We start from the raw sequence: 26,333 nt of genomic DNA, 5'->3' as shown, positions 1-26,333 counted from the left end.
GTCGCGGCCAGGCTGTCGGTGCCGGGCATTACAGTCCGCATGTGCGTGACATGACAGCTGTGAGTGCGGAGGCCGCCTGGCTTCTCCTGGCCGGCCTGGCGGTGGTCGGTGCGATGGTGACCCTCGCGGACGGCCGCCTACGTTGGTATCCGAGAGGCCTGCTGCAGTGGTGCATGGTCATCGCTCTGGCGCAGGGGCCGTACGGAGTGCTCCTGGGCAGCGGGTTGATCCCGCAGGCCGAGACTCCGGCCGTCCGCATCGTGATGCTGCCGACGTGGATCGCCGGCGTCGGGTTCGCGGTCTGGAAGGGCAGACGAGCCGTGCTCGGCCGATGGGCGGATCAAGAGCTCGTCCGAATCTTGGGCAACCTCAACGTCCTGACCCGGATCACCGCGCTGCACCGCCGAGCCGAGGGCACGGATGCCAGGGAGCCCCTTCTGCAGGAGGCCCGGATCGCGCTGGGCCGCCGCCGCGGCCGTGTGGCCTTGCTGTCCTTCGAAAAGGTGCTTGATCAGATGGAGGCGGAGTACCGATCCACCGAGGAGTGGTCCGAGCTCCGCTCCCGGATCCGCGCGCTGGTCACGAACTTCGTCGGCAGACCACAGCCCGACCAGGCGCCCTCTGGCGCGTGACCGCGATGCGTCCGCAGAAACGCCGGTCCATGACCAAATGCTTGTTGACGGCTGGGCGACGCTCGCCCTCGGCCATGCCCGATCAGCTCGTCCAGGTCTTGATCTGAGCGGCGACCTCCCGCACCGGGAGCCCGTCCCGGGCGGCGCGGGCCAAGGGAATCACGGTGTCCAGCCCAGGGCTCACCGGGAGGCCGCATGCCGACAGGTAGGCCGCCGTCACTGTGGCCGCGAACAAGAGGTTGCGCACCTCAAGGCTGGGGTTCCTCGCCAGTTCACACAGCAGCGCCGCGGCTTTGTGATGGGGCTCGGGATAGACCTCATGGTCCAGGACCTCCGCCCGATGGCGTGCTTCGGCTGCTACCGGCACGCCGTAGTCGACCACCTGGGGATCCCCCGGGATCTGCTGCGCCACGGCCAGGATCCAGGCGAGATCGATGCGGAGATTCACGCGGCGTCCCTCGGCGCGCTCTCGGCCAGCCCTTCCGGAAGGCCGGGGTACCGGTCTTCACCGACCTCCGCCTCGAACGCGTCCGCATATTGGGCCAGGAATGTCGTGGCGCCGGCCATGAAGGCGGCCCGTGCCTGATTCACATCGGCCTCGATCAAGTCAGCCACGTACCCCTGCAGGGTCAGACCCCGGCGCTTGGCTCGGTCCTCGGCTGCCGCCTTGACGGCTTCGTCCAATCGGATATTCGTCTGCTTTGCCATACGCACCACCTTAGCTAGGTGCTGGTATCCACGGCTAGCAAACCGATGGATGGATACGCGTGCGGCGCCGCCGGCGGTCCTTCGCGGCGGCCGACACCACGGCCTGACACGGGTGAGAGTTAGACAGGGTGAGATCATGAACTCGGGCCCCGCCGACGGGGGGCGGGCGAGCCGGGAGGGCAACATGATCGACCTTGAAGAGCGCGTGAATCGCGTGTTCAACCCGGACCTGCGGCCCCTCGTTCGGGAGGCGTACCGCTGCTACGCCTCCGGATCCGCCCGCGGCGCGATCGTCCTTACGTGGACGGCCGTCTGCGCCGACCTCATCGCCAAGGCCCAGATCCTTCACGAGGAGGGCGAGACTCAAGCCCGGGACCTGGTCACCGACGTCGAGCGAGCCCAAGGCAGCGTGGAGTCTGAAGCGATTCCGATCATGCTCGCCCTGGAGAGGACCCTGCTCGAGACTGCCGAGAAGCTCGAGCTGATCGACTTCACCCAGCGCAAACAGTTGGAGCGCATCCGCGACGACCGGCACTTGTGTGCCCACCCCTCCCTCCGGCCACTCGGTGAGCTCTACGAGCCGACGATGGAGTACGCGCGCGCCCACCTCGCCGCAGCGCTGGAAGCCGTGCTTATCCATCCCCCCAGCCAGGGCCGCAAGATCGTAGACAGCTTCCTCAAGCACGTGGTGGACCCCGGATTTGTCTACGACACCGAGTACCTCACTCACACCTTCTTCGATCGGGTCCGCCCCAGTGCCAGGTTCAAGGTGGTCGAGGCCGCCGCCAAGTTCGCCGTTCTGGCGGTCGAAGACCCCGCGATCAAGATCAAACCGGAGAAGTTCGCCGACCGCATGGCCAAGTGCCTGCGCAGTTTCGCCGACCGCGACGCCGACCTCGCCAAGAAGGCCGTAGCCAAACAGATGGCACGCCTGGAAACCGCTGAACCCGCCGTGCAACTCAAAGCACTTGGGCGGCTCGGTGACCTTCCCGCTTTCTGGGCCGCCCTCGCCGAGCCTGTGCGTAACCTCTTGAACTCGAAGATCGAGAGAATCGGAAGCCGCCTGCAGTTCAACGGGATCACGACCGCGGAGGCCAAGGCTCTGGCCTTGGTCGCGCTTCCGGAGCTCCGCACAACCCTGCCAGCCCTCGGCGAGGCGTTTCCCAAGCTCGGGGCCGTCTCGCGCGCCCAGGTCATCGGACAACGGCCCCACCCGTACTTCACGTCCTTCCTCCCGACGCTCCTGAAAGACGTGACCTCTTACGACAGCGGCCAGGACGTCGTCGAGACGGCCGTCCTTCCCTGCGCCGGCCTTCTGTCCTGGCCCGAACTCGAACAAGTCCTCACGGAGTGGAACGACAATTCCCAGTGCTGGGGCCGTGCCATGCCGGGCTACCTTGTCGAGCTCTACACCCTCACGGGGCACCTGGGCGACGGGCGAAGGAGCCTGTGGACGCCGATTCTGGAAGACCTTCGAGGAGATGAGCGGCTCTTCAACCTCATCGCCTCCGGGATCGGATCGACCGAGGCCCCCACCGCCTGACAGGAGGCCCTGTCGGGCTCACTGCTCCTGATGACGCACGAGCCCTCTCTGTGCTGCCGTCGACGTCGCGTACCGAGCTCCGTCGGCGGGCCGCCACGGCCCGGTGGTCGGCGCTGACCTGACCTCTGCTTAACCGAAGGTGACGTCATCGGAGGAGGGCCGGCATCTGTTGCTGCGCTTCGACTTCGGGCGGAAACGTAGGTGCTGACCACGCAGCCCGTTCACTACCGTGATGACTCCTCGGCGGGAGCCCGAGCGGAACGCGGAAGGCAGACGGCGATGAAACGCCTCGAACTGGTGGTCGTGCAATTTGAAGAGGTCAAGCGCCTCATCGAGATCGGACGGGTGCCCCAGTTGCGGCTGGCTCACATCCTGCTCGACAGCGCCGTCGAACTGATCATGCACCGGATGGCCGAAGCCGAGCTGGACGGCGAGCGCTACCACTTCGATCGGCTGGAGAACCTCCGCCGGCTTGAAGCGATGCGCAAGAGCGACAACCCCCTGCACCGCCGGTTCGCCACCGGGCCCAGCGACGACCAGCTCCGAGCAGAGATCAAGGAGCTCGAGCAGATGGTGACCTCGAAGGGGAAGCGGAAGAAGGTCAACGACACCTTCGGAGGAAAGATCGACTTCCTGGTCGAGCGAACAAGGCTTCCAGGTGATCTCGCTCCGGTGCTGAAGAAACTGCACGACTACCGGAACGAGACCTACCACCGTGACCAGCACCGAGTTGAAGTCATCCGTCCCGCCGTCCTGATCTACTTCGATGCGGCATGCACCGTCCTCGACCTGTATGAGCCTGGAGTGCTGATCGGTGACGGATCCCTAGGTCCTGAGCTGGCGCGCTTCCAGGACACCCTCCCCGGTCACCACGACCCCTTCGAGGTGTCCCATCGGGCGGCGAAGCAGCTGAGGGAGGAAGTCGGCCTGGACCTGGCAGCAGTGAGGGCCGCGCTGGTCGACCATCTCCTTGGACGACTTGACGATCTTGAGTCGGGACTTGCCTACATCGAGGAGAACAGCGTCAACGGCGCGGCCCCGGGCGACGCGATTCGAATCATGCAGACCGACGATGGAGACATCGAAGCGATCTTTGACGATGAGGTGCTACGTAGCCGGAAGTATCCCCTCACCATGAAGGACGTGAAGTCCTGGATCGAGCGGGCCACAGCGATGGGAGACATGGACGACAAACACGCGCTCTTTGCCGAGCTTGCGGCTCTTGAGGATGCGTTCGAGGCCCTCGAATCGAAGGTCCGCGAGGCGGTCTGGCGCATCGACGAGGCTGCGAACATGCGTTGAGGAAGCACCTGATCCAGCCCGCCAATGGCCAGGCTGGATCTACGGTCCGAAGCCACGAGAGACCGGCCGGCATCGTGGCAGGCGCCCATCAGGCTCCCTCACCGTAGGCGGCCGCGCCTCCGCCAATCGGCCCTGGCAGCTAACGCGATGATCTGGCCTGGTGGGTGAGCTCGCCAGCGCCAGGGCGCGGCCGGCAACACGGTGGCCGCCGACTACGGTGATCACCATGACACTGGGGGAGATGCTGCAACACCACGCCGGGCAGGCCGTGGTGGCGACAGCGATCATCAGCGAGGCCGTCATGACACAGCTGCGCGGACCGTCGGCCGGCATCGCCATCGGCGTCACGGCGGCGGCCGCCGGAGTGTGGGCGGTGCAGGGCCGCGCCCGGCAGAAGTCGGCGATCGCCATGGGCCCGTCCGCCCAGGCGTTGACCTGGCAGATCCACGCAGGCCGCAAGCCCGACCCGTCCGACAGCGACACGTACCGCCACATCGCCACCAGGATGCGGCAGACCACCGAGCACGTACGCCGCACCACCGCCGAGCGCGGACTGACGAAGATCACCCTGGCCACCTCCAGCGAGACCGACAGCTGGGCCGACGCCCGCTCCACCGGCCACGGCCGCCGAGGCCACGTGTGGCTCGGCATGCGGTGGCTCCACCCCCGTCACACCAACCACCTCCCCGCGGTCCTGGAGCACGAACTCGCCCACCTCCAGCGCCGCGACACCGGCAAGCGCATCGCCGCCGAGTCCGCCGCCGTAGGGGTGGTCGGCCTGGCCGCGGGCCTGCTGTCCGTGCCCGCTTTCGCCCTGACCGCAGCTGCCGCCTGGGCGCTGAACACCATGTTCTTCTGGTGGGGCGAACTCGCCTGCGACCTCGCGGCCGTCCGTGCCTGCGGCCGGACCGCCGTGGCCGACATGTGGCGCGAGGATCTCCACCGTGAACGCGCCCGCGCCGTGCTGCCCCGGATCTGGGTGACGGTGCGGGGCCTGCGCACGCATCCGCCACTGCGTCTGCGGATCCTGTGCGCCGAGCACGTCCCGCTGCGCGACGGACGCGGGCTGGCCGTGCACCCACTGCATACGCCGGCTGTCAGCTGATCCGGCCTCCTCGCCCACCGCGTCCCGGCCAGACCGGCTCCGCGCCCGCGCTGCGCCCCGACGCGCGATCGGATTCCCCGATATGTGCGATAAGCGGCCGGTTGGCGCGGTACTTTGACGGCAGTCCCCCTGGACGCCGCGTCCCCCCGTGCGCTGCGTCCGGGGGCGTACTCCGCCGGGCCCGGCGTGATCAGCGGCCCCGCCCCCCCGACTGCGGCAACCCACTCTCGCGACGGTCTGCCGCGACCGGCTCTCTCCGTTCACGGGGAGGTCACCGGCTCGCAGCGCCGGGGTTCGGGATTTGGTACACCGCGGTGGTGGGCGCGAGCGGGAGGTCGGGGCGGACCCGCGCGCGGGGGAAGAACCGGCGCTCACGAGTGAACGTGAGGCCCTCGACCGCGCCGTCCTTGTAGACCGGCCCGACGAGCTGCCCGTCGTTGTCGCGAATCCCGATCCGCATTCCGGGCTTCCAGTGCGCGCGCCGCCAGGTGCCGACGACGAGCGGCCCCCGGGAGCCGGCTGGCGCCGGGCGCTGCTCGGGCGGTCCCTCGGGCGGAGGGGTGAAGTCCAGGACACGGACCCCATGGAAGCCGCCGGCCTGCCCGGCCTCGCTCGTGGCGATCCTGCCCAGGGCGCTGCGCGACGTGGGGCGCGGCCCGGGTTCCGGGAGAACGGGTGGCGGCGTCCACCGGGCGAACGCCAGCTGCGCGGCGTACCCGTACAGCACGCGGCCGCCGCCGTGGTCGCCGTACGCGGTCGGCTGTAGCACCTGGCACCGCTTCCCTGTCGCGTCGAGGGAGGAGATGAGCAGGAACCCGGACGTCGTGTCGAGCCGGCCATTGGGCTGGGAGGCGAGCAGGCCGCCGAGGATGACCGGCTCCGGCCCCACGCACACGCCGGCCTCGACGAGCGTGGCGAGCTCGTCGTCATCGGCTTGGGCCGCGCGCAGGGGGACGGCGTCGTGCGTGATGAGCGACCAGGGGGCCGGCAGCCGCAGAGCGTCCCGGGTCGGTTCGTCCAGCGGGGCGGTGGTGACCACGTCCAGGGCGAGCGGGGCGGGGACCATGTGCGCGGCGGAGAGGTAGGCCGCAGTGCCGGTCAGGGCCCGCAGCCACCGCACAACTCGGTCCTGCTGCACGGCGTAGGTGCTGGCGCGGAAATCCTGCTCGTCCAGCAGACCGGACCGCAGCGCGCCGACGTCCGCGGGCACCAGGCCGGATAGGTCCGAGGGCAGGCGGCGATGGATCCGGGCGAAGCGCCGCTCGAGCTCCCACTGCTCCCGCTGGGTCGCCAGTGCGGCCGCGGCGACGTCGATGACGACGTCGTCCGGCCCGCACAGCGCGAGGACCGCCTTCGACTCGTGAGGAGCCAGCTCCCAGTCGATGTCGTGCTCGTCCGCGAGTCGCTGTGCTGCTCCGCCCTCCGCGACCACCCGCTTCCACAGCACCGCCAGCTGCTCGTCCCAGGATCCCGATCTGCCTGGCCCAGCGCCTGGACCGAGAAGGAACTCCTTCCAGGCGCCCGAGCTCAGGGCGGTGAAGGTGAGGCCGCTGTCACGCCTAGCCGGGGCGGCCGGCTGCGCGAGGGCCGCGTCGAGGAGGTTCCGAACGCTCATGCCCTGGTCAACGACAACGCTCGGTTCGAGGGCACTCCTGTCCGCCCCGCGGCGGTTCTGCGGCGGGCCGCCTGCGCCTGGTCACTCCTCGCGTTGCTGCTGGGCCTCTTCGAGGGCACGCAGCGCGGCCTGACGAGTCTGCTCAATACGGGCAGGATCCCGGGGTGGCTGGTCCTCTTCGGCGCCCGCGCCGCCGTCAGCCGCCGCCATCATGACGTCGAGGGCCTTGCGCCGCGCGGCCTCACTCAGCGGTGGCCGCCGGCCGCGCAGCGCCCCGATCGTCATCAGCGTCAGCACGTCGTCGCTCGTGGTGGGCCGCATGCGGCCTTCGAGAAGTTCGTCCAGCCGCCAGCTGTCCGCGATCTCTTCCCACGTCACGTCCGGCGTTGCTTCGTCGCTCATGCCTCCCCCATCCCAAGATGAATCACCCACAGCAGTCACCGCTTCCGGCCTGCCGAAATCCCCGACCGGCGTGCTCACACGCTGCGCATGACCGCCACGACCTTGCCGAGGATGGACGCTGCCTCGCCGCAGATGGGCTCGAAGGCGTCGTTCTCCGGCATCAGCCATACCGTTGAGCCTTCCCGCTTGAGTCGCTTGACCGTCGCCTCGCCGTCGATCATGGCGGCGACGATCTCGCCGTTCTCGGCGTCCGGCTGCACCCTGACGGCGACCGTGTCGCCGTCCATGATGTGTGCCTTGATCATCGACTCGCCGCTGACCGTGAGCGCGAACACCTGGCCGCTGCCGACGAGTTGCCTCGGCAGCGCGAGCACATCCTCGACCTGCTCGTCGGCGGTGATGGGAACGCCGGCGGCGATGCGGCCAACGAGGGGGGTGTGGACCACCGAGGAGTCGGACACCGCGTCCTCGGGGCCCGGCTCCACGGCGGGCTCGCCCTCGGGGGCGGCGGTCGTGGTGGGGACGTAGGCGCGAGGGCGCTTCGGGTCCTGCCGAAGGACGCCCTTCTTCACCAGAGCGCCGATCTGATGCGCGACGGACGAGGTGCTGGAGAGCCCGGCGGCCTGGCCCAGCTCCCGCATCGACGGCGGGTATCCGCGGTCCTTGATGCTGGCCCGAATGGCGTTGACGATCCTGTGCTGCCGGTCGGTCAGCCCGTCTTCCCGGGTCACGATGCCCGGCGGGCGTCCGACGTACCGAGACGTTGTAGCCTCCATGATGTCCCCCTTCGTGCTCTTACAGGTACGAACCGTAGCCCGAGATTCCGCGAAAGGGCACAGGTATTCGAACTGTTTTCGCTGGCCAGACGGCCGCGAGGAGACAGCCCACAGACCGGAGCAGCGAGTCGCGCTGCGTACGGTTACGCCCATGACATTGCCGCTGGAAGACGATTCGAGGCCGCCCTACCTCCAGGCGGCCGAGGTGCTGCGCGCCGGGATCCAGACCGGGGAGTATGCGCCCGGGAGCCGACTGCCGTCGGCGCGGGTACTTCAGGCGCGCTTCGGAGTCTCCAGCTCGACAGTGCAAAACGCGCTGCGGGTCTTGAAGCAGGAAGGCATGGTCTACTCCGTGCTCGGGCGGGGCAGCTACGTCAGCAGTACACACCCCGGCCTCCCGCCGGCGGCCCGGGCGGAGCCCTCCCCCGTCGCCAACGACGTAATCGACGAGGAACACGACCCCAGGCCCCCTTACGTCCGCACGGCAGATCTGCTCAGGGAGGAGATCCGGTCCGGCAGCTTCGAACCGGGCGGGCGGCTTCCCTCCGCGCGGGAACTCCAAGACCGCTTCGAGATCGCCAACTCGACCGCACAGAACGCGGTGCGGGTACTCAAACGCGAGGGCCTGGTCTACGCGGTCAAGGGCAAGGGCGTGTTCGTCCGCCGCTCCGCACGGCAGGACGCGCCCCACCTTGGTGAGACGGAGTATTCAGCACGGCTTGGCTATCACGCGCGACCGCGAACCGATGCAGAACTCGCCGCAGACCTGGCCGCTGCCGAACAACGTCTCGCGCGCGCCGCCGACGCCTACACCGCGGCCGGTGCCCAGCTCGACGCCCTCACCCGGGAGGCCCTGCGCCGCGGTATACCCGTGCCGGCCGCCGCTCCACCGGCTCCGGAACACCTCGCACCCCGCGTCGGGGCCTGACCCGGGAGCAGCCGATTCTCGGTTCCCGCCCGGAGGGGGCCCTGAAGGTGAACGATGGGGATCGTGATGCACGGGGACGTAGGAACCACGCCGCCACTCGACCGCACCGACTGCTTCACGGCCTTGGACGCCGCCGGCCGGTGGTGGGGAGCCGATGTGCCGGAAGACCCGGGAGCGGGTGAGCTGGCCCAGCTGCTGGACGAGGTCGTAGAACGCCTGAGCGGGGATCGGAGCGCCGAGCAGGCACGATCGGCTGCCGAGCTCCTGGCCCAAGCGGCTGAGGCGCTGAGAGCCGTGGCCCGGCTCGGCGGCCTCCTGCCGGCGATCTCGTTGTGGCACCTGAGGACCGCGCTTCGACAAGAAGCCCTCGCCCGCGGCCAACTCGCTGAGCACAACAATCCCCAGCCAGCCGCCTCCCCCCTGTAACCCCACGCCCAGAACCGGCGAACGGCGTGGCGCCCCCTTCGAGCTGAGACCGAGAACTACAGTGGCGCCCTGCGGCATCGGTCTGCTGCTCCTCACGCGAACCTCGGCCCACTGGTTCAAGGCGGAGGCGAAGAAGCGCGGCTTCGATCAGCTGCACCCCACCGACGCAATACCGCACACCAGTGCCTGTTCCTCACGCTCCGCGGGCCGACGGAGCTGAGCGAAAGGTGCCTGAAACCATGTCGGCCACCCAGACCAGCAGCCGGGCCCGGACCTACGCCCTCTACACCGGCGCTCCCCGCCAACTCGCATGTGAGATCGTCGCCGGCCTGCCCCGGCACGCCCCGCTCATCCCGGCCCCCGCCCACCACGCGCAACTCCTGCTTGAGTCCGAGGCGTTCTACTGGGTCCTCAGCTCCCAGCGTGACTACTTCGAGTTCCCCTTCGGCATCCGGTACGTACAGCCCACCGCGGAGGGCATCCGGCTCCACCTGGAGAGCAACGCGAGCCTCGACAGCCTGCTGGCCGGCCTCCTGCCCGCCCGCGTGTCCGTGGGTACCGGCGACGACGAGATCCACGGCCTCAACGGGTGCCGGATCACCGCACGAAGCGAGCACGGCATCGAACTCCGCCGCCTCGGACAGCCGACCAGCATCCAGCTCACCGGCCCCTCCCGACGCGCCTTCCACAAGGCCGAAGCCACCCTCGCCGAACGCATCCGCGACCACAAAGGCGAGGCCAGCTGGCTCGCCGGCGACACCTGGACCGTCTACGAACGCCGGTGGGAAGACGAGCGCCAGCCGCTCCCGTACGAACCCACCTGGCGCGAGGCGGCCTGGCTCCCCAGCGGGCTGCTGCGCCGCCTCGGCCTCCTGCACACGGTCGCCGTGCCCCAGGTCGTCACCGGACACCAGTCCCGCCTGGGGCAGTGGTGGATCCTGGAGCTGGACCACTACTCCGACACCGGCCTGCGCCGGGCCGAGCTGGCACAGGCCCTTACCGACCCCGAGCACGGTCTGCCGCTGGAATTGCGCGAGCACCGCGACCTGACCGCCGACGGGGGCCTCGGTGTGGTCCTCCTGAAATCCCCGGACGCTACCGCCACCCTCCAGCTGCGATACGACCGCTTCGACTACCCGGTCAAGGCGGAGCGGGCCGAGATGTTCGCGGCGATCCGGCGCCGGATCAGCGCCCTGACGGGCGAGGCCCCGTTCCCGGCGATTCCCGGCTGCTCGCCCACCGGCTGACACGTCAAGGGCCACCCGAGCCGTCGTCAAGTCCCCTTCACCCAAAGGGATTGCCGTCACCATGCGATCTCCCCGCTCTACGGGCGTGCCGTACCGTTTGCGGACTGCACGTGCCCGGGGGAGGGCAGGCGGCCGGGCTGGGGAGAGGACGGCATCGGGGTGGTCGGGGATGAACATGAGACCTGGGGTGAGAGGGCGGCCTGCCGCACCGCTGATCCCGACGAGCTGTTTGTCGAAGGAGCGGCCCAGAACAAGGCCAAGGCCGCCTGCAGCGGCTGCCCGGTGCGCACCGAGTGCCTGGCCCATGCTCTCGATCAGCGCATCGAGCACGGGATCTGGGGCGGGATGACCGAGCGTGAACGGCGGGCTCTGCTGCGGCGGCGCCCGCTGGTCACGTCCTGGCGTCGCCTGCTCGAAGCAGCCCGATCCGAACACGAGCGGCTCACCGGTGCCGGCGAGGGCCAGACCTGGGATGCCACCGGATGACACCCTGCGGCCCCCGAAAGGACGCCCAGTAGGCCTCGCCAGACCAGGCCATGCTGTACAACGCTGGTGCACGGGCCGGTTCTTACAGCAGGTCTACTTCCGCGTCGACGTACCCGAACTGGCGGGCCATGTGCACCAGTGCCTCCCGCAGCAGGCTCTGGCGCTCCGTCTGGCCCATCGCCGGCGCGGCCGTGATGGTGACGGTCATCCGCGGCCTGGTCCCGCCGTCGTTGGCGCCGAGCGACTCCAGGTCGACGAGGGAGTCCAGGGCGGGCAGGACGCCGTTATCGGCGGGCTGTTCGCACGTCATCCGCAGCTCGGTGGTGGGCGGGGCGGACCAGGACAGCCCGGCCGGGTCACCGACGACGTCGGGCAGCAGCTCGGCGGCCGTCTCCCACGTGCTCAGCAGCACGGCCTGGACCTCGTCGAAGCCCAGGCGCGTGTCCCAGCCGGGGCCGATGGCCGCCGCCCACGCCTGCGGGTTCTCGATCAGAACGTCGGAGCAGGCGACCACGGTGGACTCCATCGTGGTGGGCAGGGCGAGCATGACGGACGCCTTCAGGGCCGGGCCGCCGTCCGGTCCGGCGATCGTGCACGAGTAGCCGACAGATCGGGCGGAGTTGCCGAAGGGCCCCCGTTCCCAGCGAGCGGCGGGAAGTTCCGCGCCCCGGCGCCTGGACAGCATCGTCAACGCCCCAGCCACCGCGCTGTGCGGAAGCTGCTGCTCGAGCAGAGTGCGCCGGGGTTTGCTGATCTCCAGCGCGCTCGCCTCGGCCCAGGGCAGGTTCACCACGGCGCGCAGCCGTAGCGCCGGTGTCTGCCCGGCGGTCCAGTTCTCGGCCGACCGGCCCTGGTTGATGCTGAAGCGGGGGAGCGGCTGCCACCGCCACACGCCTCGCCCGGAACACGCCAGGCGGCCTGCGCCCCACGATCCGCCGTCGACGTCCACACTCCGGGAGTCGGCCGCGATCACCCACGGGGTGTCCGTGTCCTGGGGCGGGCGGGGAAGGCCGATGGCTGCGAGCGGATCATGGCCTGGCGCGTGCCGGCCGGCTTCGACGATCGCCTGCCAGATGGGCGCGGCGACCACGACCGGCGGGCGGCCGGCCACCAGGCACAGCACCCAGCCCGGCTCGCCGTCGCGCTCGTGGTGCAGATCCTGCAGGGCGGTCGACCCGTGGGCCCATGCTTCCCCGGCCGGTTCCCCCAGCTCGGCCCTGGCCAACTGACGGTATGCCTCTTGCATCTCCCGTTCGCGATCCGGGAGCCCCTGGCCGACCCGCAGCCCTCCCCCCGACCCGCTGCCGGAAACGGCCTGGCGCACGAGGTCGGCGAGGGCCTCGGCGGTTGGCATGCCGGAAGCTCGGACACCCGCGGAGAGCAAGGCCTGAATCTCGGCGCGCGGCAGCCAGTGCGTCTGGTCGCCGTCTCGCACCGGCACGGCGACGGTGTCCGTCCGCTGGGTGCCCGGCTTCCCGGTCGGCGCGGCCACGACGAAGAGCGTGGCCGCGGGCTGCGCGGGAATGTCGATGAACAGCACGCGCTCCTCACCGTCGCCGGACCAGCCGATGCGTACCCCGCGGGGCGCGGGGGTGATCCGGGCGCGGATCACCTTGCGGACCTGGTCGACGTTCACCGCATCCTGGGCGAGCCCTCTGATGTGGTCGAGGACTTCCTCGTCACTGTCCATGCGGGTGGCGATGCCGATCACGATGACCCCGCCTCCCCCGTTGGCGAAAGCGGCGACATCCTTGGCGAGTTCCTCGGGCGCGCGGGGGTCGGCATCGAGCTGGTACGCGGCGGCCTTCGCATCGAGCCACTGTGTCTCGCGCAGTCCGAGCAGAGAGCCGGGCTGGTGGGCCTCCAGTGCGGCTAGTGCGCTCTTCAGATCGGTCGGCATCCCGGCAGTATCCTCCGACCCTTCGGCACTCCGCCGCCTGGTTTCACAAGTTCACCGTCTCCCCGGAACGCCCGATCAGGTCATCTGAGGGGGGACGGCCGGACCGCACGGACACCAGGGGCCTACGTACGGAATCCGTTGATCCGACTGACGGAAAGTGGGGCTGGTGCCGCGCCGCATGGTGCGGTCGCTACGAGGCGGACGGCCCGACCTGATCGATGAGACCAGCGGCATCGATCTGGTCGGCGATCGCGCGGATCTCCGTGACGGGGTCCGTGACTCGCTGCGATTGCTGCCGGGCTTCGGCCCTGTCCGCGATCTGCCGGAGGATCGCTGTGACCGTGGGCAGGGGGAGGACGAGGGTGCCGTCCGGGAGCCTGGTCGCCTCCACGTCGATGTTGTCGCTCATAGGGCTTCCCCCAGTCGAAGGCGGTGGTTGGCAACGTCGGCGAATTCTGGCAGTTCCGTCCCCGCGACTGGGCCTCGGGGTCGTCCGGGCGGGGTGAACGCCCGCGGGCACAGCCACCGTTGTTGTGGTTGCATCACCGAGTTCCGGGTCCTACGCCTTCGGGCGGCTCTCCGGGCCGGTCACGTCGGCGAGGTGGAGAACGCCCGTGCTGCCGAATACGGTACGGAACATCACCTCGCTGCCGGCTTGGCCGGTTCCGCAGACCGCGTCACTGAACCAGCGGCTGGAGCGCAGCGCCTGGACGATGCACTCGGCCACCGCGTCCCCGACGGGCGCGACCGAGGTATCGGGTGACACCAGCTCGGGCAGGTCCTCCAGGTCCATGCCGTAGCGCTCCAGGTGCTGGATGAGCAGGTGGGCCAGGGCGCGAGAGGGGTCGCTGGTGTGGCGCTGCCCGTCGTCGGGGTTCATCAGCCCGGGGAAGACCACGGCGCGGCTGAAGAAGTCGCACAGGGCCCCGAACAGCTCCGGGTCCGGGTGGTGGCTGCGTTCGTCGCGTGCCTTGAGGGCCCACTGCAGGATGACGTCCACGTGCGCGCGCCGGGCCCGCTCCGCCGCGTCTGGCGTGCGGGCGTCACCGGACCCGAGGGCGGCGGCCCCGGCGGTGCCGTCGGCCTCCACGGGAAACGGCGCCGTGACGGGCAGAACGTCGCCCAGCTCGTCCTGCCACCGGTCGAATGTCGCGGCTTCCTCCTCGGCGCGCTGGTAGGCCGCGTCGTACTTGTCGTCGCCGAGGACCGCGGCAGACTCCGCCCACCTCGCGAGGATCGCGGCGTGCTCCCACCGGTCCTCGGATGCAGGAAGCTGGTCGCGGCGTCCGTCCATGAGGGCCGGCAGCAGCGCGGTGATCGCCTCCGGCGCCGCCAGCACCGGCACCGGCAACGCGACGAGCTTGTCACCGCCTCGCTCCTGGTACGCCCAGCCCGCGGACGACTTCCACACCAGCTCCAGCCCGTCCGGCCACTCCTCGGCGGTCAGCTCCGCAGCGCCGCCGATCCACGCCCACCGGGCCTCCGCCGTACCCCGCACCTCTCCGCGGCGCAGCGCGAATTCGGCATCCGCGTAGCCGGCGCGCGCGAGAGCACCCTCGATGACGCGCGGGTACCTCTTCCAGCCCCTGAACTGGTCCACGGTGCGACCTCTCCTGCTGCTCCGAAACGGCCCTGCCTCTGTCCCGGTCAGACTGCCAGCCGCCACCGACAACGCCCCCGCCGGTAACCGAACACGAACCGAAAGCACGAGCATTCGTGCGGTCCCTGCGGTGGGCCGGCTCCACCGCCGGGGTCCCGGAGCCGCCCACTGCCGTCACCCGCGGTGCGTCTGCGACGATGCCGGCGCGCTCCGAGCCGCTGGCTGCCAAGGTGACACCCATGGAATCCGTCGACACCGCACTGGACCGCCTCTGGCCCGCCGAGCTGCGCACCGACCATCTCCTCCTGCGGCCGGTCACCCACGAAGACGGACTCCTCGTGCACGAGCTGCTGACCGACGACCGGGTCCGCGCGCACCTCGGCGGTCCGGTCACGCAGGAGCGCGTCGCCGCCCGGCAGGCCGCCTACCCGACGACGGCCGGCGCGTGGACCGTCGTCCGCGTCGCCGACCAGCAACCGATCGGCCTGGTGACCATCGGCGCCGACCACAGGTGCGAGGGCCGCGCCGAAATCTCCTACCAGCTGCTCCCCTCCGCCTGGGGCGAAGGGCTGGGCAGGGAGGCCGTCGCAGCGGCCGTCAGCTGGTGGACGGACACCGTCCCCGGCGGTGGCCCGCTGGTCGCGGTCACCCAGAAGGCCAACCTGGCCTCGTGCCGCATGCTGGAGTCGATCGGCATGATCGTCGTCGACGAGATCGACGAGCACGGAGTGCGCCAGTGCCTCTACACCCCCGCGGGCGACCAGGACGACAGCGATCTGCGCTGGGTCCGTCTGCTCGCCGAGCACCGGGACGCCGTCGAACGCCGCCGAGGCGCTCAGGCACGCGAGACCGCGGCCGGCCAGAACCTCCCCGACGACCTCGCGGCGCTCACCCCCGAGGAGTTGGCCCGGCTGTGCCCCGCCCGCCACGGCGCCTACGGATGCGTCTGCGCACGCATGGCCGATCACACGCCGGACCTTCACCTGGGCCGGGCACAAGACGGCGCGTGGATCGCCTGGCTGACAACGGCTGGAGCCTCCTGACCGCTCGCCCCGGCGCGGCCAGGGGAGCACGCCGGCGCTCAGAACTCGCTGGCGCGCATGGGGACGAGCTCGGCGACCTCGAACTGGGTGGTCTCCGGGTGCAGTTCGAGGAAGCTCGTGAACTGACTGCGTACAAGGCGCCGTCCATGCAAAGAGTGCGCACCCCGAATGAGGTGCGGAGCCGTCGATGGTGCACGACGTCCCTCGTAGTGAGGAATACGCACCGTGCAGTCCCTGCCGACCGCGCTCCGCGCCGTCCCGGTGGTCGGCGTATCGGAATCGCTGCAACGCGGCGCGGTCGCCCAGCGAGGGCGCCTCCCCGTCGCGCGGCTGTCCAAGTTCGCTGGCACCAACGCGGTCAGTGCAACTCCTTTGCCAACCGGTCAGGTTCGGGGGAACAGGAGAACCATTGCGCCGCAGGCACGCGAGGCGCTCACTGCCTGGCCGGGCGTCCCCTAGATTGAGTGCATCTTCTCGGTAACTCTGGTGCGCGGGAAGGGCAGCGCGCTACCGTTGGGTTGGCCGAGCGCTTCGGCCCAGGCCAGTACCCGGTCCCATGAGCGGGGTGCGCAACGGCGAAGGTGCCCACCGCGAAACTGACGGTGGCCAAGCTGCATCAACGCGCAGGCATCACCTTTGGGACGGCCCACCGCCAGCCCGAAAGTCCTCTCTCTGCGCTGACTGCTTGGTGCGCATCGGGTCATGGGGCCGAAGCGCCGGAAACCGAGAGCAGCATGACCAAAGATCACGCCCGTAAGAACCGGGCCCGCCGTACGATGGCAGCCACTGGCGCCGCCTACACCACCGCCGACGCTGGCCTCCCCTCTCCCCTCCTGGGCCATCAGCACGACCGCAGCACCGTCTTCACCCCCGTCGACGCCCGCGGCTTCGGCCAGAACCGCACCGTGCCCATGGACGCCGCGACCGACCTGCTCGGGGCCACTATCGACTGGTGCACCCCGTGCAAGGTCCGGGCCACCGCCGTCATCGTCGACGGCGACCCCGTCGTGATCGCCGCCGTGGCCGGGCTGATGGGCATGGCCCCGGGTGCCGGGCCGAGGATGAGCGCGGCGACGCACGTCGTGGATCCGCTGTTCCAGCTCGCCCGGGTGACCCTTGACGGCGCCCCGATCCTGGCCGCTGTCACCGCCATGACCCGCGAGGACCGCGCAGACCTGCTGGAGGACAGCATGACCGTGTGGGCAGCCGTGTCCAAGGCCGGGCCGCCCCGCGGCGACACCGACATGTCCCCGGCCCACGACGGCACCGGCTACCAGGTCACCGCCTACACCACCTGGCACACTTCCCGCCGCGGCCCCGTACCCGCAGTGTTTGTCGCCACCCGCAACGAACTACTGCCGGGCGACCACCTGCGTCAGTGCGGCTGGCAACCTCAAATCGGCACCGTCACCCCGGTCATCAACGACCACTGGACGGTCACCGTCGACGCCGCCGGCGCACCCACCGCCATTACCGGACTGCCCTGGCCCGACTACCCGCAGGCCCTCGTCACCCTGTGGCAGCGCACCCCTGAGACTCCCGCAGCGCCGACGGAGTGGCTCCAGGCCGCGGTCAAGGAGCGCGCCCTCGTGCTGGTCGGAGCGCTGGCCGACGCGGAGCCGACCACCGTGGATGCTGCGAAGCGAGCCGGCACCCTGTTCATGGTCCGTGCCAAGGTCATGCGCCCTGCTCCCATCAAGCGGCACTACAAGGTCCTGGCCGAGCGCGCTGACGACAACACGGACGCCTTCATCACCAGGACCTATTACGCCTACGCCGTCACTCCGGGGGAAGCAGCCGGCCTGATCCAGAAGAAGCGCCTGGACAAGCTGAGCACCCCGTATCGGATCATCAGCGTGGAAGAGGAACCGGACTATGACCGAGAAGACCTATGAGCCCGCAACGCACGGTGCTGACTCTCACTTGGTTGCCCGAGCCCTTCTCGTTCTGGTGTGCAGGGAGACAGTCCTGAGCGCCGACTCCTCGGCACCTGCCGAGACGATCAGAGACGCTTCGTGAGAACGCTCAGCACAACGAAGCGAGAGTCAGCACCTGGTAGAACTCGCCTTCACTCGCCTGGACTGAGCAGTCGGCAGGCGCGCGAGCCGTGAGCAGGGTGGTCCGGCCCCGGCCGTACTGCGTCCCGTCACGGGGACCGGGGCCTGTCCCGCACACTCCATTCCGGCGCGGGCCTCGGCGAGCCTAATGGGTGAGCCGAGAGCCTGTATAAGGCTCCCCGGGGGCTCGACCCGCCGACCGGGACGAGGTAGTGCGGACGGGCACGGCACTGGGACTTCTTTGGCGCGTTCACGCGGCTGGCCCCCGAGGAGAGGTACCGCGAGTGGCGCCACCGACTGCACCGTCCTCCCCATCCTGGACTCGGGCCGTGTCGGCCTCAGTGGGCCCGGCGGCGACACCGTAGAAGCCACCGAAAGCCTCGACCCCGCTCTTCCCCTCCAGCTGAGCGAGCAGCGCTGCCGCTGCCACGCCGCGAGCAAGCTCACTCGCCGTCCGGACCACACGGTTCTGCGCGCGTCCCGACCGAGGACGACCATCGCTGAACTGCAGCACGTCACCGTTCTCGCCCAAGCTGCCGCCAGCGCGCTCGGCTTCACCACGTAGCCAGTTCTTGGCCTGCTCGCGAGAATGGCCCCATTGCCTGAGCTTGTACGCGATATCAGCGCCGCACAGCGGAACGGCGAAATCCAGAAAGAGCCGCAGCTCCTCAATAGCATCCAGTGGTTCAGGCTGACGCATGAAAAGACCCCCTAAAACGACAACGCAAGAATTCGAGAACCCCGAAACCGGCTAGAGAAGCGGTTGTGTTCCGGGCGAAAGCGAGCAAGAAGCATCAGTCGGGAAGACCCCGTCACGATCGGGCCACACGGCCTGCCAGTACGGCACAGCGGTATCCCGGCCATACACCGCCCGCAGCATCGCGAAGGGCTCCAAGGACTCCACGGGGCGCATGAGCAGCCGGAATCCGTTCGCGAGAAGCCCGTCCAGGACCTCACCGGCAACCGGACCAGACGATCCGGCGAACCGCTCGACGACGGAATGGAGCACGCCCTGCATCGCCCTGACGTCCAGGCCGGCCATCACGAACTCATGCCCCAGAGACTCGTGCAGACCGACGGTGTAGCAATAGGCGGCAGAACCCTCATCAGCAAGAACCGCCTGGACGGCGAACCCGTGCTCCGCGATAATCTCGCGCAGTCGAGCAACGTACTCCGTCATGAAGTCGGGCAGACACACAAGGCAATCCGCGTCCCCGCAAGAATCGTGAGGTCGGCCCTCCGGCAAAACACTGGCCGCGACAGCGGGTGTGAAATCCAGATCGCGAACAACCAGCTGGGACAGGTCGCCCTCCTGATGGAACGACTCCAGAGCCGGAAGATCGATCAGACCCCACCGCCCCTGCGACAGGTCACCGCCCGGGCACGACCACCCGTAAGCCTCACCGCTCGCGTCGTCGACCTCCACGACGTACCACTCGCCCCAGGCGGAGAAGTACCGGAGGCCGACCACCCTGTGCTCATGCGGCTCCAAGACCGTTGACCACAGACCCGGGATCTCGCCCAGCACCGCCGGAGCCGGGTAGAAGTCGTGGCCGCGCTGCTCGCGCCACACCTCCGGCGGCCGTGTCCTGACCGGAGCACCCCCCTGCACGGAACGCTCGGGCGCGGGCTGGGCGCGGAAGACGACCTGCTCCACGTCCGGGTGGTAGATCGACGCCTCGTCGCCGTCCCAGCGCACCGTGTACGCCTCCAGGTCGCCGGGCAACGCGCGCAGTTCGGGGACGGTCTCCATCGCCCGGAGGAAGAGGGCGATGAACACCTCCTCAGAGGTCTCGGAATCGGCAGAAACGGTGGTTCGCTCCCAGGGGTGCCCGAGGAAGCGCATGCGGATGTCCGCCATGATCAGTTCTCCAGTGAATCGTGAGTGGGGAGGCCGGGGAGCGGCTGGCCGTTGCTCGCGTCGCCGATCCGGGCGATCGAAGAGCGGCGGCGCCACGCCGCCGCATGCATCACCGGCCAACCGGCCCCAACAGGGTGCAAGGGGGAAAAGCCCGGATCAGGAGTCGGATTGCTGCGCCTGGTACTCGCCCACCACGGCGAGCACCGCGATGCCGAGAAGGCCGGCTCCCTCGCCCGCCATCCAGTCGCCGAGCGTCGTTCCCGGGCTGTTGCTCAGCCGTTGGATGAGGTCGTGCACGCCGACATGCGGAACACCCTCGGCATCGCAACCAGCCTCGAAATGTCCGAACTGAGGGACGTGCGCGTGGTAGTGCCCGTCGGCGCTCCAGTGAGGGTCCTGCCACAGCTCGAACACGGCGTTCGGGGCGTCTTCCTCCAGCCGCGCGGCGACCTCTTCGCAGAGGCCCAGCGCGGCGTCCGGGGAGCGGTAGACCTGCCCTAGCGTGAGGACCTCGGCAGGGCCACGCTCATACTCGCCGCGGAGGCCGTGCTCCCGCATGAGGTCGAGAAGCGGAACGAGTTCGCCAGCGGGTGCCGAATGGATACGGAGCTGCAGATCAGCAGACACGTTTCTTCCTAGGTTCGAGCGCCACGACGGGCGCGCACATAGAGGGGGGAGGGGGAGGGCCAGGGCCGCGCGTTTTCGTGGGAGCGGCAGAGGCCCAAGCAGAGGGCCTTCGGCTGTTCGCCCGGAGCCCTCGCACCTGCGGGAGACCAGCGGCGTGAGGCGGCTCTCCGGCCGTCCGGCGCGACGGGGAGGACCGGTTGACGGTGGCCGTCAGAGCCGCGATGTCTCACGCTGCCAGGCGCGCGTCTCAGCGCGGCGAACCAGACGCCGGAACCAGGGCCCTTTTTCGCCCTCGTCGCTGTACCGACCCGGCAGGATCTTGCTTCCCACGGAGCCGGTCCGAGCGTTCTTGACCTTGCGACGCCTCGCGGGACGCTTCTTCGCCCCGGTTCCCGGGACAGGGGTACTCATGTCGAGATCAACTCCGTATTCGCCCCGATGCCCTACGCGTGGTCGTTCTCGTCGCAGTCGGAGCAGTCGTCGGGACAGCGGTTCAGGGGTTCGGGCACGGCCCGAGAGGGTTAGAAGGTCAGCGACTGAGGCTGTTCAGCTCACGCTTCATTCGTCACTGACCACCACCCGCACGCCCGACATGCGGCACTCCTGGCCGCGCACGCTGTGACCCTCCAGCCGGCCGCTGATCAGGTCGACAACCGCTCCGCACCCGGCGGCCGGACAGCGGACGGCCATAACCCGGCCCTCGTCGTCGAGGAGGGGCATCTCGTGCGCGAGAACCATCGCCGTCTGCTCGCCCTTCAGCCGTATGGAGAAGGTCACCTCTCGCCCGGCCCGTATGTCATCGAGACACGACTGACACAGGGGCTGCTTGCGGGCTCTGGCTGTGGCCGCCGGTGAAGGGGGAACACGGTGGCCGTCAGGAGAGACGCCGGGCGGCAAGCCCGTCTCGGGGTCGATCAAGAGGCTCGGGGCGGTGTGGCGTTCCAGCTCGTGAAACATGGTCGGGCGGCCGCAACAGGGGCATCTCATCAAATAGAACAACGCGAGCTCTCAGGATCGTCGGAGTGGGTGGGCGCGGACTGCCCCTGAGGGGAGGGCTGTCCTGCGGTGACTTGGGGCTGTCACGGGGAGATGCAGCCGGTGACCCAGGTCGGGTCGACTTCCTCGACGAGGCCGCGGAGGCGGCCTGTTGGTCGGGTGGCTTGTCGGCGGGCTTTGCGCTTCCCCCGCCCTCACGAGAACAACAGTACACATTAGAATGCTGATACGCAACGACCAAGGTTCTTAGCTCCCCTGCAAGACACGGCCAGCCTCAACCTGAACAGCAGCGGGGACCGTCCGCCTCGGGACCCGGGCCCCGCGCATGTACCGGAAGGCCAAGGGCCTCAACGACCGTCCGGTCGCCGCCGCCCCGATGCCGCGCCGCGCGGAAGCCCGCTACCCATGCGGCACGCCAAGCCACTGCGCCCCCACATCCGCCTCCCAGACCCCCGGAGTGCCAGAGCAGGAAGGGGCGCGCAGAGCCGGCAGACGTGCGCCCTGCCCGAGGCCCGGCCAGGCCCGTACCGTCGCAAGGACGGCCGAAGACCCCGGCATGACGCCCGGAACAGCGGTCGAGGAGGACGGTGGCATCGTGATGGAGCGCAGGAGAGCACTGAGCGCCGGGCTTTGCGCGGCGGCACTATGGGCGGGCGACACGACACCAGCACTCGCCAGCGGACTCGGCCAGCGCCTGGCGGACGGGGAACTTTCGGCCGCCCACGGTTTGTTCGCCGCTGGCAGGTACGACCGGCTGCACCAGGTGCTCCCTGGGATGGTGACCCGCGCGAGCGCGAGCGAACGAACGGGCCCGGTCAACGCCAGCCGGGCGGCAGGGGTATGGGTGCTCGCCTCTCAACTGGCAGTCAAGGAAGGCGACGTAGACACGGCGGCCGCCTTCGCAGTCCGGGCCGGAACGGCGGCCCGCCGCTCGGGCCACCCGGTCATCCTCGCGGCCGCCGCGCGCGCGGCGGCGACGCCGCTGCGCCGTACGGGCCGCCCCGATACCGCCCTGCAGCTGCTCCAGGAAGCACACGAAGAGCTGAACGCCGGCCCCCGACCGTCCGCGGACGTCCTGGACGCATCCGGCATGGTGGCCCTGACCGCCGCGTACACCGCCGCCCAGGCCCGCATGCCGTCCGCTGCCGAGCAGTTCGCGTCGCTGGCCGAACAGACCACGGCCCGCCTCCTTCGCGACCGCGGACGGGTACCGGCGGGCGGGGAGCTGTCGCCAGCGCAGTGCATGCTGTTCCGGATCGGCATCCACCAGAAACTCGGCGACGTCGACCGCGCCCTGGCGTATGCCGCGGGCTTGGAGCCGGCCGTGCTGCCCACGCCAGAGCGCCGGGCCCGCGCGGCGACCGACACCGCCCGCGCCCTGCTGGCCGCCGGAGACGCGCCGACCGCGTTCCTTCAGCTACAACTCGTAGAGCGGTCCGCGCCGCAGGAGGCCCGCCGTCCCTCGGTACGCGCGCTGACGGCCGAGATCGCCGCGCGTCGGCCGGACCTACCCGGCGTCACAGCCTTCGCCCGCCGCACCACCTCGCCGGCCGAATCCCCGCCGCGCCCTCGTAGAGCTTGATCGAGGTCGAGCAGACCTCGCGGTGGGCGTCGTCAGCCCAGGTAGTAGGTGTGTGTCGGGCGAAAAGTCGGGTAGAGCAGCTCGAATCCACCCGGGCCCCGCGGGTCGTCGAAGGCGAGCAGCGCCGGGTCGTCCAAGGTGCAGCAGCCACACTTCGGATCCATCCGCGTGATGGTGATGTGGGGGAACTCGGCTGCCATCTCGCTGATGGCTTCCTCCCACGCTGTCTTGTCCTCGTCACGCCAGTTGTGCTCGGTCCCGGCCATGTAGACCCGGTCCAGGCGCTCGGCCCACTCGTCGAATGTCATTCCTGCGGCCTTTCTGCCCGTCCCCTGGGGGTCCCAGGGGTGGAGTCGGGTTGGTGGGGTTAGGGGTGGGCGCGGGCGGCCCTTGGGGGTGCTGGCCGGGCGGGGCCCCGGCGCGCCGGCCCGGGGCGGGGCGGGGTGGATGCGGGCGGCCGTGCTGGTGGGGGCGGGAAGGATCAATCGGCCCATCCGAAGAAGAGCCATCCCGAGGTGGCCGACGCCCCTTCGCCGGTGACGGCGATAGCTCCGGCCGGATCCCACTTCCAGAATCCGTCTTCGGGCCCTCCGAGTAGTTGCGCGGCGAGCGCTTCGGCGGCGGTCATGGTCAAGCCCGTGTCCGAGACCACCTTGTAGCTGTCTTTCGAGGCGAGAAAGCCATCGCAGCCCTCGTCCAGGTCCCGCAGCGCGGTGACTTGCGCGACGCTGAATGCCTCGGCCGCAGTAGTGCCTTCCTGGAACTCGATGAAACTCTCAGCACCCATCGTTGTGACCGGCACACCGACGAAACGCTCTGGCCTGGGACGCTAGGCGTCCCGTCAAGACCGCCTCCCGCGCTGCCGCAACAGGTTCCCCGTGGGGGCTACCCCGCGTTGTCAGCCGAACTCGACCCTGCACAGGGAACAATGAGCTACAAAGACCTCGGGCAAGCGAGGGCGATGAGGGAGGACGTGTGGAGGGCCAGCAGCCGTTGACGAGTGAGGAGGCAGAGGCCTGGCACATCGAGATTCACAGGCCGTACCTCACTGCCCACCCTGAGTTAATGGATTCATCGCAGCCTGCGGAGCCGGCTCACGTGTGGTGCGCAGCGAAGCTGCCTGACGACATATGGTGGCGATCAGCCGCGACTCATGAGGCGGCGCATGCGCTGATGGCTTGGCTCCTCGGGTTTGAGGTGAGGCGGCTTTCCCTTGCCAGAGACCGGTCCGTGCTGGAGGGGGGCGGCTGCTCCGTGGGTGGGCGAGGGGATGCGCAGCACTACACGCTCGTGTGGCTGAGCGCCGGTCATGCCCAAGCCAGATGGCTGACGGAACACGGGTACACGCATCCTGAACTGCGCCGTTGCGTGCTTGAGCACGGCACGCTCGGCGACCACAGGATCGTGGACGGCTATGCGGCCGCCGGCTTCGTCCTCGACCGAGAACAGGCGATCACCGATGCGCAGCACGTACTCGGTGAACCGTGCGCTGCCGCTGCCCTCAGTGCTCTCGCCGATCTCCTGCTTGCCGAAGGCGAGCTGGACGCGGGGCGTATCACCGACTGCCTGGTGGCCCAGCGTGCCGTGCGTACCCCGGCCGTGAAGGTATGGGTCCCCGGCCAACGATTGCCGTTGATCGCTGCTGCCGCATAAGGCAGCCGCCGAGGCGCAGTGTGGAGCCGTGTCACGGCGAACCCGGTGGCCAGGGCCGGGCACGGACAGGCCGGGAGTTTCGTCGGTGTGGACGCGGCTCTTTCATCGGTGCCCCTGACCTTCCTCGGAGGGACGTTGTGGTTGGGGGTTGCTCGGCCCTGGGCGGAGGGCCGTCTCCGCGGTGGCGGGGCCCCTGGGGGGCCTGGGGGGCCGGGCCGGGCGGCCTTGGGGGGTGTTGGGGTCGCCCGGCCCTGTCGTGGGGGGTTAGGCGGTCTTGTAGGTGTTGAGCTTTTCGACCATCTCGGCGCGGATGAGGGCGAGGGCCTGGGCCTTGTCGTCGATCTTGTTGATTTCGGTCTGGATGGCTTCGGCGCGCTGGGCGTTGAGGAACTTGGTGTAGGTGGCCTCACGGGCCGGGGTGGCCTTGTCGGCCTGGTAGGTGGTGACCAGGGCGGTGACGAGGTCGCGGACCTTGTCGAAGGTGTCCGAGCTGGCGTTCTCGGCCGGGGCGCTGGTCTCGAAGGCCGCCCCGAGCATCCGCTTGCGGAACTTCAGCAGCGGCGCGGCCCCGTTGTCCGTCTCGGCGGTCAGGTCGGCCGGGTTGACCAGGTGACTGCCGACCACGTACGGCAGCTCCATGTCACCGAGCTTCGGGGCGTCGGTCCGCTCGTGGCGGTCGGTCCCGCTGCCCTTGCCGAACTGGACGTTCAGCAGACCCTCGGTCTTCGGGAACAGCTCCCAGTTCGGGTGGACCACGACCGTGCCGATCGGGAAGGTGCCGTCCTGGAGGACGCGGGACAGGTCGTAGACCGCCTCGCCGTTCTCGCCCGTCTCGACCGCGTAGGAGTAGGTGTGACCGGCCGGGGTGGTGAACGTCTGGGTACCGGACATGAAGATCCCTCCAAGGGAGTCAGTAGGTGGTTTCTCGGCCGGCTTTTCGTTCCCCCGACCTCGTGATAACTACTGTACACATCGAAGCGCGAATACGCAACACCAGAACGGGACCACCCCCACACGCTCAACCAAACCAAGCCCCAACTAGGAACCTCACACCCCGCCACCCCCGCCCGGTGACCGACCGCACCCGCACCCCCGCCCCCGCCATCGACTCACCCCGCCCCCACCCGAGCTACCGGCGACCACCCGACCACACCCCCGCGCGACCCCGGATCTAACACCCCCCACGGGTCCGCAACGCGAATCTAACGCCACCCCGGAAACCCGCCCCCGCCCAACCCGCGAATCTAACACCCGCACCGCACGCGCCGATTGGTGCGGCCCCGGATCTAACACCCCGGACCACCGAATCTAACTACCCGTCAAACAGCGAACCCCCGAATCTAACGCCACCGCGTACGCGCCCCGGAAAGCCGCATAGAATCCCGTGAACGCCATACACCCGGAACCCTTCCCCAACCCGCCAAGAGCCCTGTAGGCTGCTGCTACAGCCCATACAGAGGCACCCCGGCCCCGTCGGAGCAGCCCCCGGGCACGGGAAGCGGACACCCCGTCAATTCCCGCCGCACAACTTGAATTCCAGGGGCCCGAACCCCTAGAATGATCTGGCAGCACAGGAAATCAGGACCACCCGCACACAAACACCACCGGGACAACCTGAAAACCCGTCGAGAAACCACAGAAAAGGCCCGCCAGGACCACCGAGGGAACCCCCTCCACCTAGCCAGCCATTCTTTAACCCCAACCACAGGAAAGAGAAACCGAATTCACGGCCGGACCGCCCGCCGGCCTCCGGCCCGCCCCGCGGGCCGGCTCCTCGGCCCACGTGCTCCCGGTAGCGGTCGATCACCTCCCGCAGCACCTCGGCACCGTCTCGCGCCCACAGC

At 69.5% G+C, this 26,333-nt stretch carries 27 protein-coding genes; 12 read left to right on the top strand and 15 right to left on the bottom strand.

Annotated elements, in window-relative coordinates; genetic code table 11:
- The first annotated feature begins 50 nt into the window (after positions 1-50).
- The gene (locus AB0M92_RS24665; protein WP_366104451.1) at positions 51-632 is read left to right on the top strand and encodes a hypothetical protein; all 582 of its coding nucleotides are present in this window, start codon (positions 51-53) and stop codon (positions 630-632) included.
- A gap of 82 nt (positions 633-714) precedes the next feature.
- Here AB0M92_RS24665 and AB0M92_RS24660 read toward each other — a convergent pair whose 3' ends face one another.
- Together AB0M92_RS24660 and AB0M92_RS24655 are read right to left on the bottom strand one after the other, a co-directional pair.
- Positions 715-1,080 (bottom strand): hypothetical protein, encoded by a 366-nt coding sequence (locus AB0M92_RS24660; RefSeq protein ID WP_060880727.1) that lies wholly within the window; start codon positions 1,078-1,080, stop codon positions 715-717.
- Positions 1,077-1,340 (bottom strand): hypothetical protein, encoded by a 264-nt coding sequence (locus AB0M92_RS24655; RefSeq protein ID WP_366104450.1) that lies wholly within the window; start codon positions 1,338-1,340, stop codon positions 1,077-1,079. The genes AB0M92_RS24660 and AB0M92_RS24655 overlap by 4 nt, the downstream gene beginning before the upstream one ends.
- 184 nt (positions 1,341-1,524) lie before the next feature.
- On the opposite strand from AB0M92_RS24655, the gene AB0M92_RS24650 reads away from it, so the two are divergent.
- From AB0M92_RS24650 to AB0M92_RS24640, 3 genes are all read left to right on the top strand, one after another.
- Complete coding sequence (locus tag AB0M92_RS24650) at positions 1,525-2,883, top strand: hypothetical protein (protein WP_366104449.1); 1,359 nt, start codon at positions 1,525-1,527, stop codon at positions 2,881-2,883.
- 201 nt (positions 2,884-3,084) lie between these two features.
- Positions 3,085-4,185: a hypothetical protein gene (locus AB0M92_RS24645; RefSeq protein WP_366104448.1), complete on the top strand. Its 1,101-nt coding sequence runs from the start codon at positions 3,085-3,087 to the stop codon at positions 4,183-4,185.
- A gap of 226 nt (positions 4,186-4,411) precedes the next feature.
- Positions 4,412-5,290 (top strand): M48 family metalloprotease, encoded by an 879-nt coding sequence (locus tag AB0M92_RS24640; protein WP_366104447.1) that lies wholly within the window; start codon positions 4,412-4,414, stop codon positions 5,288-5,290.
- Between the two features lie 271 nt (positions 5,291-5,561).
- On the opposite strand, the gene AB0M92_RS24635 is transcribed toward AB0M92_RS24640, so the two are convergent.
- From AB0M92_RS24635 to lexA, 3 genes are all read right to left on the bottom strand, one after another.
- Positions 5,562-6,905, bottom strand: a complete 1,344-nt coding sequence (locus AB0M92_RS24635; RefSeq protein WP_366104446.1) for a hypothetical protein — start codon at positions 6,903-6,905, stop codon at positions 5,562-5,564.
- A gap of 81 nt (positions 6,906-6,986) precedes the next feature.
- The gene (locus tag AB0M92_RS24630) at positions 6,987-7,307 is read right to left on the bottom strand and encodes a hypothetical protein (protein WP_366104445.1); all 321 of its coding nucleotides are present in this window, start codon (positions 7,305-7,307) and stop codon (positions 6,987-6,989) included.
- A 74-nt stretch (positions 7,308-7,381) separates the two neighbouring features.
- Positions 7,382-8,083, bottom strand: a complete 702-nt coding sequence (gene lexA, locus AB0M92_RS24625; RefSeq protein ID WP_366104444.1) for a transcriptional repressor LexA — start codon at positions 8,081-8,083, stop codon at positions 7,382-7,384.
- Positions 8,084-8,234: 151 nt separating this feature from the next.
- Here lexA and AB0M92_RS24620 point away from each other — a divergent pair, with 151 nt between their 5' ends.
- The 4 genes from AB0M92_RS24620 (at position 8,235) to AB0M92_RS24605 (ending at position 11,170) form a co-directional block, all read left to right on the top strand.
- Positions 8,235-9,011, top strand: a complete 777-nt coding sequence (locus AB0M92_RS24620; RefSeq protein WP_366104443.1) for a winged helix-turn-helix domain-containing protein — start codon at positions 8,235-8,237, stop codon at positions 9,009-9,011.
- 54 nt (positions 9,012-9,065) lie between these two features.
- A complete protein-coding gene (locus AB0M92_RS24615) occupies positions 9,066-9,437 on the top strand; it encodes a hypothetical protein (RefSeq protein WP_366104442.1) in 372 nt (123 codons plus the stop codon).
- 239 nt (positions 9,438-9,676) lie between these two features.
- The gene (locus AB0M92_RS24610) at positions 9,677-10,684 is read left to right on the top strand and encodes a hypothetical protein (protein WP_366104441.1); all 1,008 of its coding nucleotides are present in this window, start codon (positions 9,677-9,679) and stop codon (positions 10,682-10,684) included.
- Between the two features lie 159 nt (positions 10,685-10,843).
- The gene (locus AB0M92_RS24605; RefSeq protein WP_366104440.1) at positions 10,844-11,170 is read left to right on the top strand and encodes a WhiB family transcriptional regulator; all 327 of its coding nucleotides are present in this window, start codon (positions 10,844-10,846) and stop codon (positions 11,168-11,170) included.
- A gap of 82 nt (positions 11,171-11,252) precedes the next feature.
- Here AB0M92_RS24605 and AB0M92_RS24600 read toward each other — a convergent pair whose 3' ends face one another.
- The 3 genes from AB0M92_RS24600 to AB0M92_RS24590 form a co-directional block, all read right to left on the bottom strand.
- Positions 11,253-13,070 (bottom strand): RNA-binding domain-containing protein, encoded by a 1,818-nt coding sequence (locus AB0M92_RS24600; RefSeq protein WP_366104439.1) that lies wholly within the window; start codon positions 13,068-13,070, stop codon positions 11,253-11,255.
- Between the two features lie 190 nt (positions 13,071-13,260).
- Positions 13,261-13,479: a hypothetical protein gene (locus AB0M92_RS24595; protein WP_366104438.1), complete on the bottom strand. Its 219-nt coding sequence runs from the start codon at positions 13,477-13,479 to the stop codon at positions 13,261-13,263.
- A gap of 150 nt (positions 13,480-13,629) precedes the next feature.
- On the bottom strand, positions 13,630-14,670 hold the full coding sequence (locus AB0M92_RS24590) for a hypothetical protein (protein ID WP_366104437.1): 1,041 nt from the start codon (positions 14,668-14,670) through the stop codon (positions 13,630-13,632).
- Between the two features lie 239 nt (positions 14,671-14,909).
- On the opposite strand from AB0M92_RS24590, the gene AB0M92_RS24585 reads away from it, so the two are divergent.
- Both AB0M92_RS24585 and AB0M92_RS24580 read left to right on the top strand, forming a co-directional pair.
- Positions 14,910-15,713: a GNAT family N-acetyltransferase gene (locus AB0M92_RS24585; protein ID WP_366104436.1), complete on the top strand. Its 804-nt coding sequence runs from the start codon at positions 14,910-14,912 to the stop codon at positions 15,711-15,713.
- Positions 15,714-16,447: 734 nt separating this feature from the next.
- Complete coding sequence (locus AB0M92_RS24580) at positions 16,448-17,608, top strand: hypothetical protein (protein WP_366104435.1); 1,161 nt, start codon at positions 16,448-16,450, stop codon at positions 17,606-17,608.
- Between the two features lie 412 nt (positions 17,609-18,020).
- Here AB0M92_RS24580 and AB0M92_RS24575 read toward each other — a convergent pair whose 3' ends face one another.
- The 4 genes from AB0M92_RS24575 to AB0M92_RS24560 form a co-directional block, all read right to left on the bottom strand.
- On the bottom strand, positions 18,021-18,470 hold the full coding sequence (locus AB0M92_RS24575; RefSeq protein WP_366104434.1) for a hypothetical protein: 450 nt from the start codon (positions 18,468-18,470) through the stop codon (positions 18,021-18,023).
- A gap of 51 nt (positions 18,471-18,521) precedes the next feature.
- Positions 18,522-19,631 (bottom strand): DUF4262 domain-containing protein, encoded by a 1,110-nt coding sequence (locus AB0M92_RS24570; RefSeq protein WP_366104433.1) that lies wholly within the window; start codon positions 19,629-19,631, stop codon positions 18,522-18,524.
- Between the two features lie 156 nt (positions 19,632-19,787).
- Entirely contained in the window at positions 19,788-20,258 is a 471-nt protein-coding gene (locus AB0M92_RS24565) for a hypothetical protein (protein ID WP_366104432.1), read from the bottom strand.
- Between the two features lie 558 nt (positions 20,259-20,816).
- Positions 20,817-21,035: a hypothetical protein gene (locus tag AB0M92_RS24560; protein ID WP_366104431.1), complete on the bottom strand. Its 219-nt coding sequence runs from the start codon at positions 21,033-21,035 to the stop codon at positions 20,817-20,819.
- Positions 21,036-21,810: 775 nt separating this feature from the next.
- Here AB0M92_RS24560 and AB0M92_RS24555 point away from each other — a divergent pair.
- Positions 21,811-22,836 carry a transcriptional regulator gene (locus AB0M92_RS24555; RefSeq protein ID WP_366104430.1) on the top strand — a complete coding sequence of 342 codons (1,026 nt, stop codon included), beginning with the start codon at positions 21,811-21,813 and terminating at the stop codon, positions 22,834-22,836.
- A 32-nt stretch (positions 22,837-22,868) separates the two neighbouring features.
- Here AB0M92_RS24555 and AB0M92_RS24550 read toward each other — a convergent pair whose 3' ends face one another.
- Together AB0M92_RS24550 and AB0M92_RS24545 are read right to left on the bottom strand one after the other, a co-directional pair.
- Complete coding sequence (locus AB0M92_RS24550) at positions 22,869-23,144, bottom strand: hypothetical protein (protein WP_366104429.1); 276 nt, start codon at positions 23,142-23,144, stop codon at positions 22,869-22,871.
- Positions 23,145-23,317: 173 nt separating this feature from the next.
- Entirely contained in the window at positions 23,318-23,623 is a 306-nt protein-coding gene (locus tag AB0M92_RS24545; protein WP_366104428.1) for a hypothetical protein, read from the bottom strand.
- Between the two features lie 188 nt (positions 23,624-23,811).
- On the opposite strand from AB0M92_RS24545, the gene AB0M92_RS24540 reads away from it, so the two are divergent.
- A complete protein-coding gene (locus AB0M92_RS24540) occupies positions 23,812-24,489 on the top strand; it encodes a hypothetical protein (protein ID WP_366104427.1) in 678 nt (225 codons plus the stop codon).
- A 264-nt stretch (positions 24,490-24,753) separates the two neighbouring features.
- Here AB0M92_RS24540 and AB0M92_RS24535 read toward each other — a convergent pair whose 3' ends face one another.
- Positions 24,754-25,380 carry a hypothetical protein gene (locus AB0M92_RS24535; RefSeq protein WP_366104425.1) on the bottom strand — a complete coding sequence of 209 codons (627 nt, stop codon included), beginning with the start codon at positions 25,378-25,380 and terminating at the stop codon, positions 24,754-24,756.
- Between the last annotated feature and the right edge of the window lie 953 nt (positions 25,381-26,333).

The organism is Streptomyces sp. NPDC051582, assembly GCF_040681715.1.
Classification (GTDB): domain Bacteria; phylum Actinomycetota; class Actinomycetes; order Streptomycetales; family Streptomycetaceae; genus Streptomyces.
This window is presented reverse-complemented; position numbering and strand designations above follow the sequence as displayed.

What these genes read in the sequence shown, in the direction of transcription:
- AB0M92_RS24615 (WP_366104442.1), top strand. Translation starts at nt 9,066, where the DNA reads ATGGGGATCGTGATGCACGGGGACGTAGGAACCACGCCGCCACTCGAC.
- AB0M92_RS24635 (WP_366104446.1), bottom strand. Translation starts at nt 6,905, where the DNA reads ATGAGCGTTCGGAACCTCCTCGACGCGGCCCTCGCGCAGCCGGCCGCC.
- AB0M92_RS24655 (WP_366104450.1), bottom strand. Translation starts at nt 1,340, where the DNA reads ATGGCAAAGCAGACGAATATCCGATTGGACGAAGCCGTCAAGGCGGCA.
- AB0M92_RS24550 (WP_366104429.1), bottom strand. Translation starts at nt 23,144, where the DNA reads ATGACATTCGACGAGTGGGCCGAGCGCCTGGACCGGGTCTACATGGCC.
- AB0M92_RS24545 (WP_366104428.1), bottom strand. Translation starts at nt 23,623, where the DNA reads ATGGGTGCTGAGAGTTTCATCGAGTTCCAGGAAGGCACTACTGCGGCC.
- lexA (WP_366104444.1), bottom strand. Translation starts at nt 8,083, where the DNA reads ATGGAGGCTACAACGTCTCGGTACGTCGGACGCCCGCCGGGCATCGTG.
- AB0M92_RS24595 (WP_366104438.1), bottom strand. Translation starts at nt 13,479, where the DNA reads ATGAGCGACAACATCGACGTGGAGGCGACCAGGCTCCCGGACGGCACC.
- AB0M92_RS24570 (WP_366104433.1), bottom strand. Translation starts at nt 19,631, where the DNA reads ATGGCGGACATCCGCATGCGCTTCCTCGGGCACCCCTGGGAGCGAACC.
- AB0M92_RS24630 (WP_366104445.1), bottom strand. Translation starts at nt 7,307, where the DNA reads ATGAGCGACGAAGCAACGCCGGACGTGACGTGGGAAGAGATCGCGGAC.
- AB0M92_RS24665 (WP_366104451.1), top strand. Translation starts at nt 51, where the DNA reads ATGACAGCTGTGAGTGCGGAGGCCGCCTGGCTTCTCCTGGCCGGCCTG.
- AB0M92_RS24650 (WP_366104449.1), top strand. Translation starts at nt 1,525, where the DNA reads ATGATCGACCTTGAAGAGCGCGTGAATCGCGTGTTCAACCCGGACCTG.
- AB0M92_RS24535 (WP_366104425.1), bottom strand. Translation starts at nt 25,380, where the DNA reads ATGTCCGGTACCCAGACGTTCACCACCCCGGCCGGTCACACCTACTCC.
- AB0M92_RS24620 (WP_366104443.1), top strand. Translation starts at nt 8,235, where the DNA reads ATGACATTGCCGCTGGAAGACGATTCGAGGCCGCCCTACCTCCAGGCG.
- AB0M92_RS24640 (WP_366104447.1), top strand. Translation starts at nt 4,412, where the DNA reads ATGACACTGGGGGAGATGCTGCAACACCACGCCGGGCAGGCCGTGGTG.
- AB0M92_RS24600 (WP_366104439.1), bottom strand. Translation starts at nt 13,070, where the DNA reads ATGCCGACCGATCTGAAGAGCGCACTAGCCGCACTGGAGGCCCACCAG.
- AB0M92_RS24575 (WP_366104434.1), bottom strand. Translation starts at nt 18,470, where the DNA reads ATGCGTCAGCCTGAACCACTGGATGCTATTGAGGAGCTGCGGCTCTTT.
- AB0M92_RS24580 (WP_366104435.1), top strand. Translation starts at nt 16,448, where the DNA reads ATGACCAAAGATCACGCCCGTAAGAACCGGGCCCGCCGTACGATGGCA.
- AB0M92_RS24585 (WP_366104436.1), top strand. Translation starts at nt 14,910, where the DNA reads ATGGAATCCGTCGACACCGCACTGGACCGCCTCTGGCCCGCCGAGCTG.
- AB0M92_RS24610 (WP_366104441.1), top strand. Translation starts at nt 9,677, where the DNA reads ATGTCGGCCACCCAGACCAGCAGCCGGGCCCGGACCTACGCCCTCTAC.
- AB0M92_RS24555 (WP_366104430.1), top strand. Translation starts at nt 21,811, where the DNA reads ATGACGCCCGGAACAGCGGTCGAGGAGGACGGTGGCATCGTGATGGAG.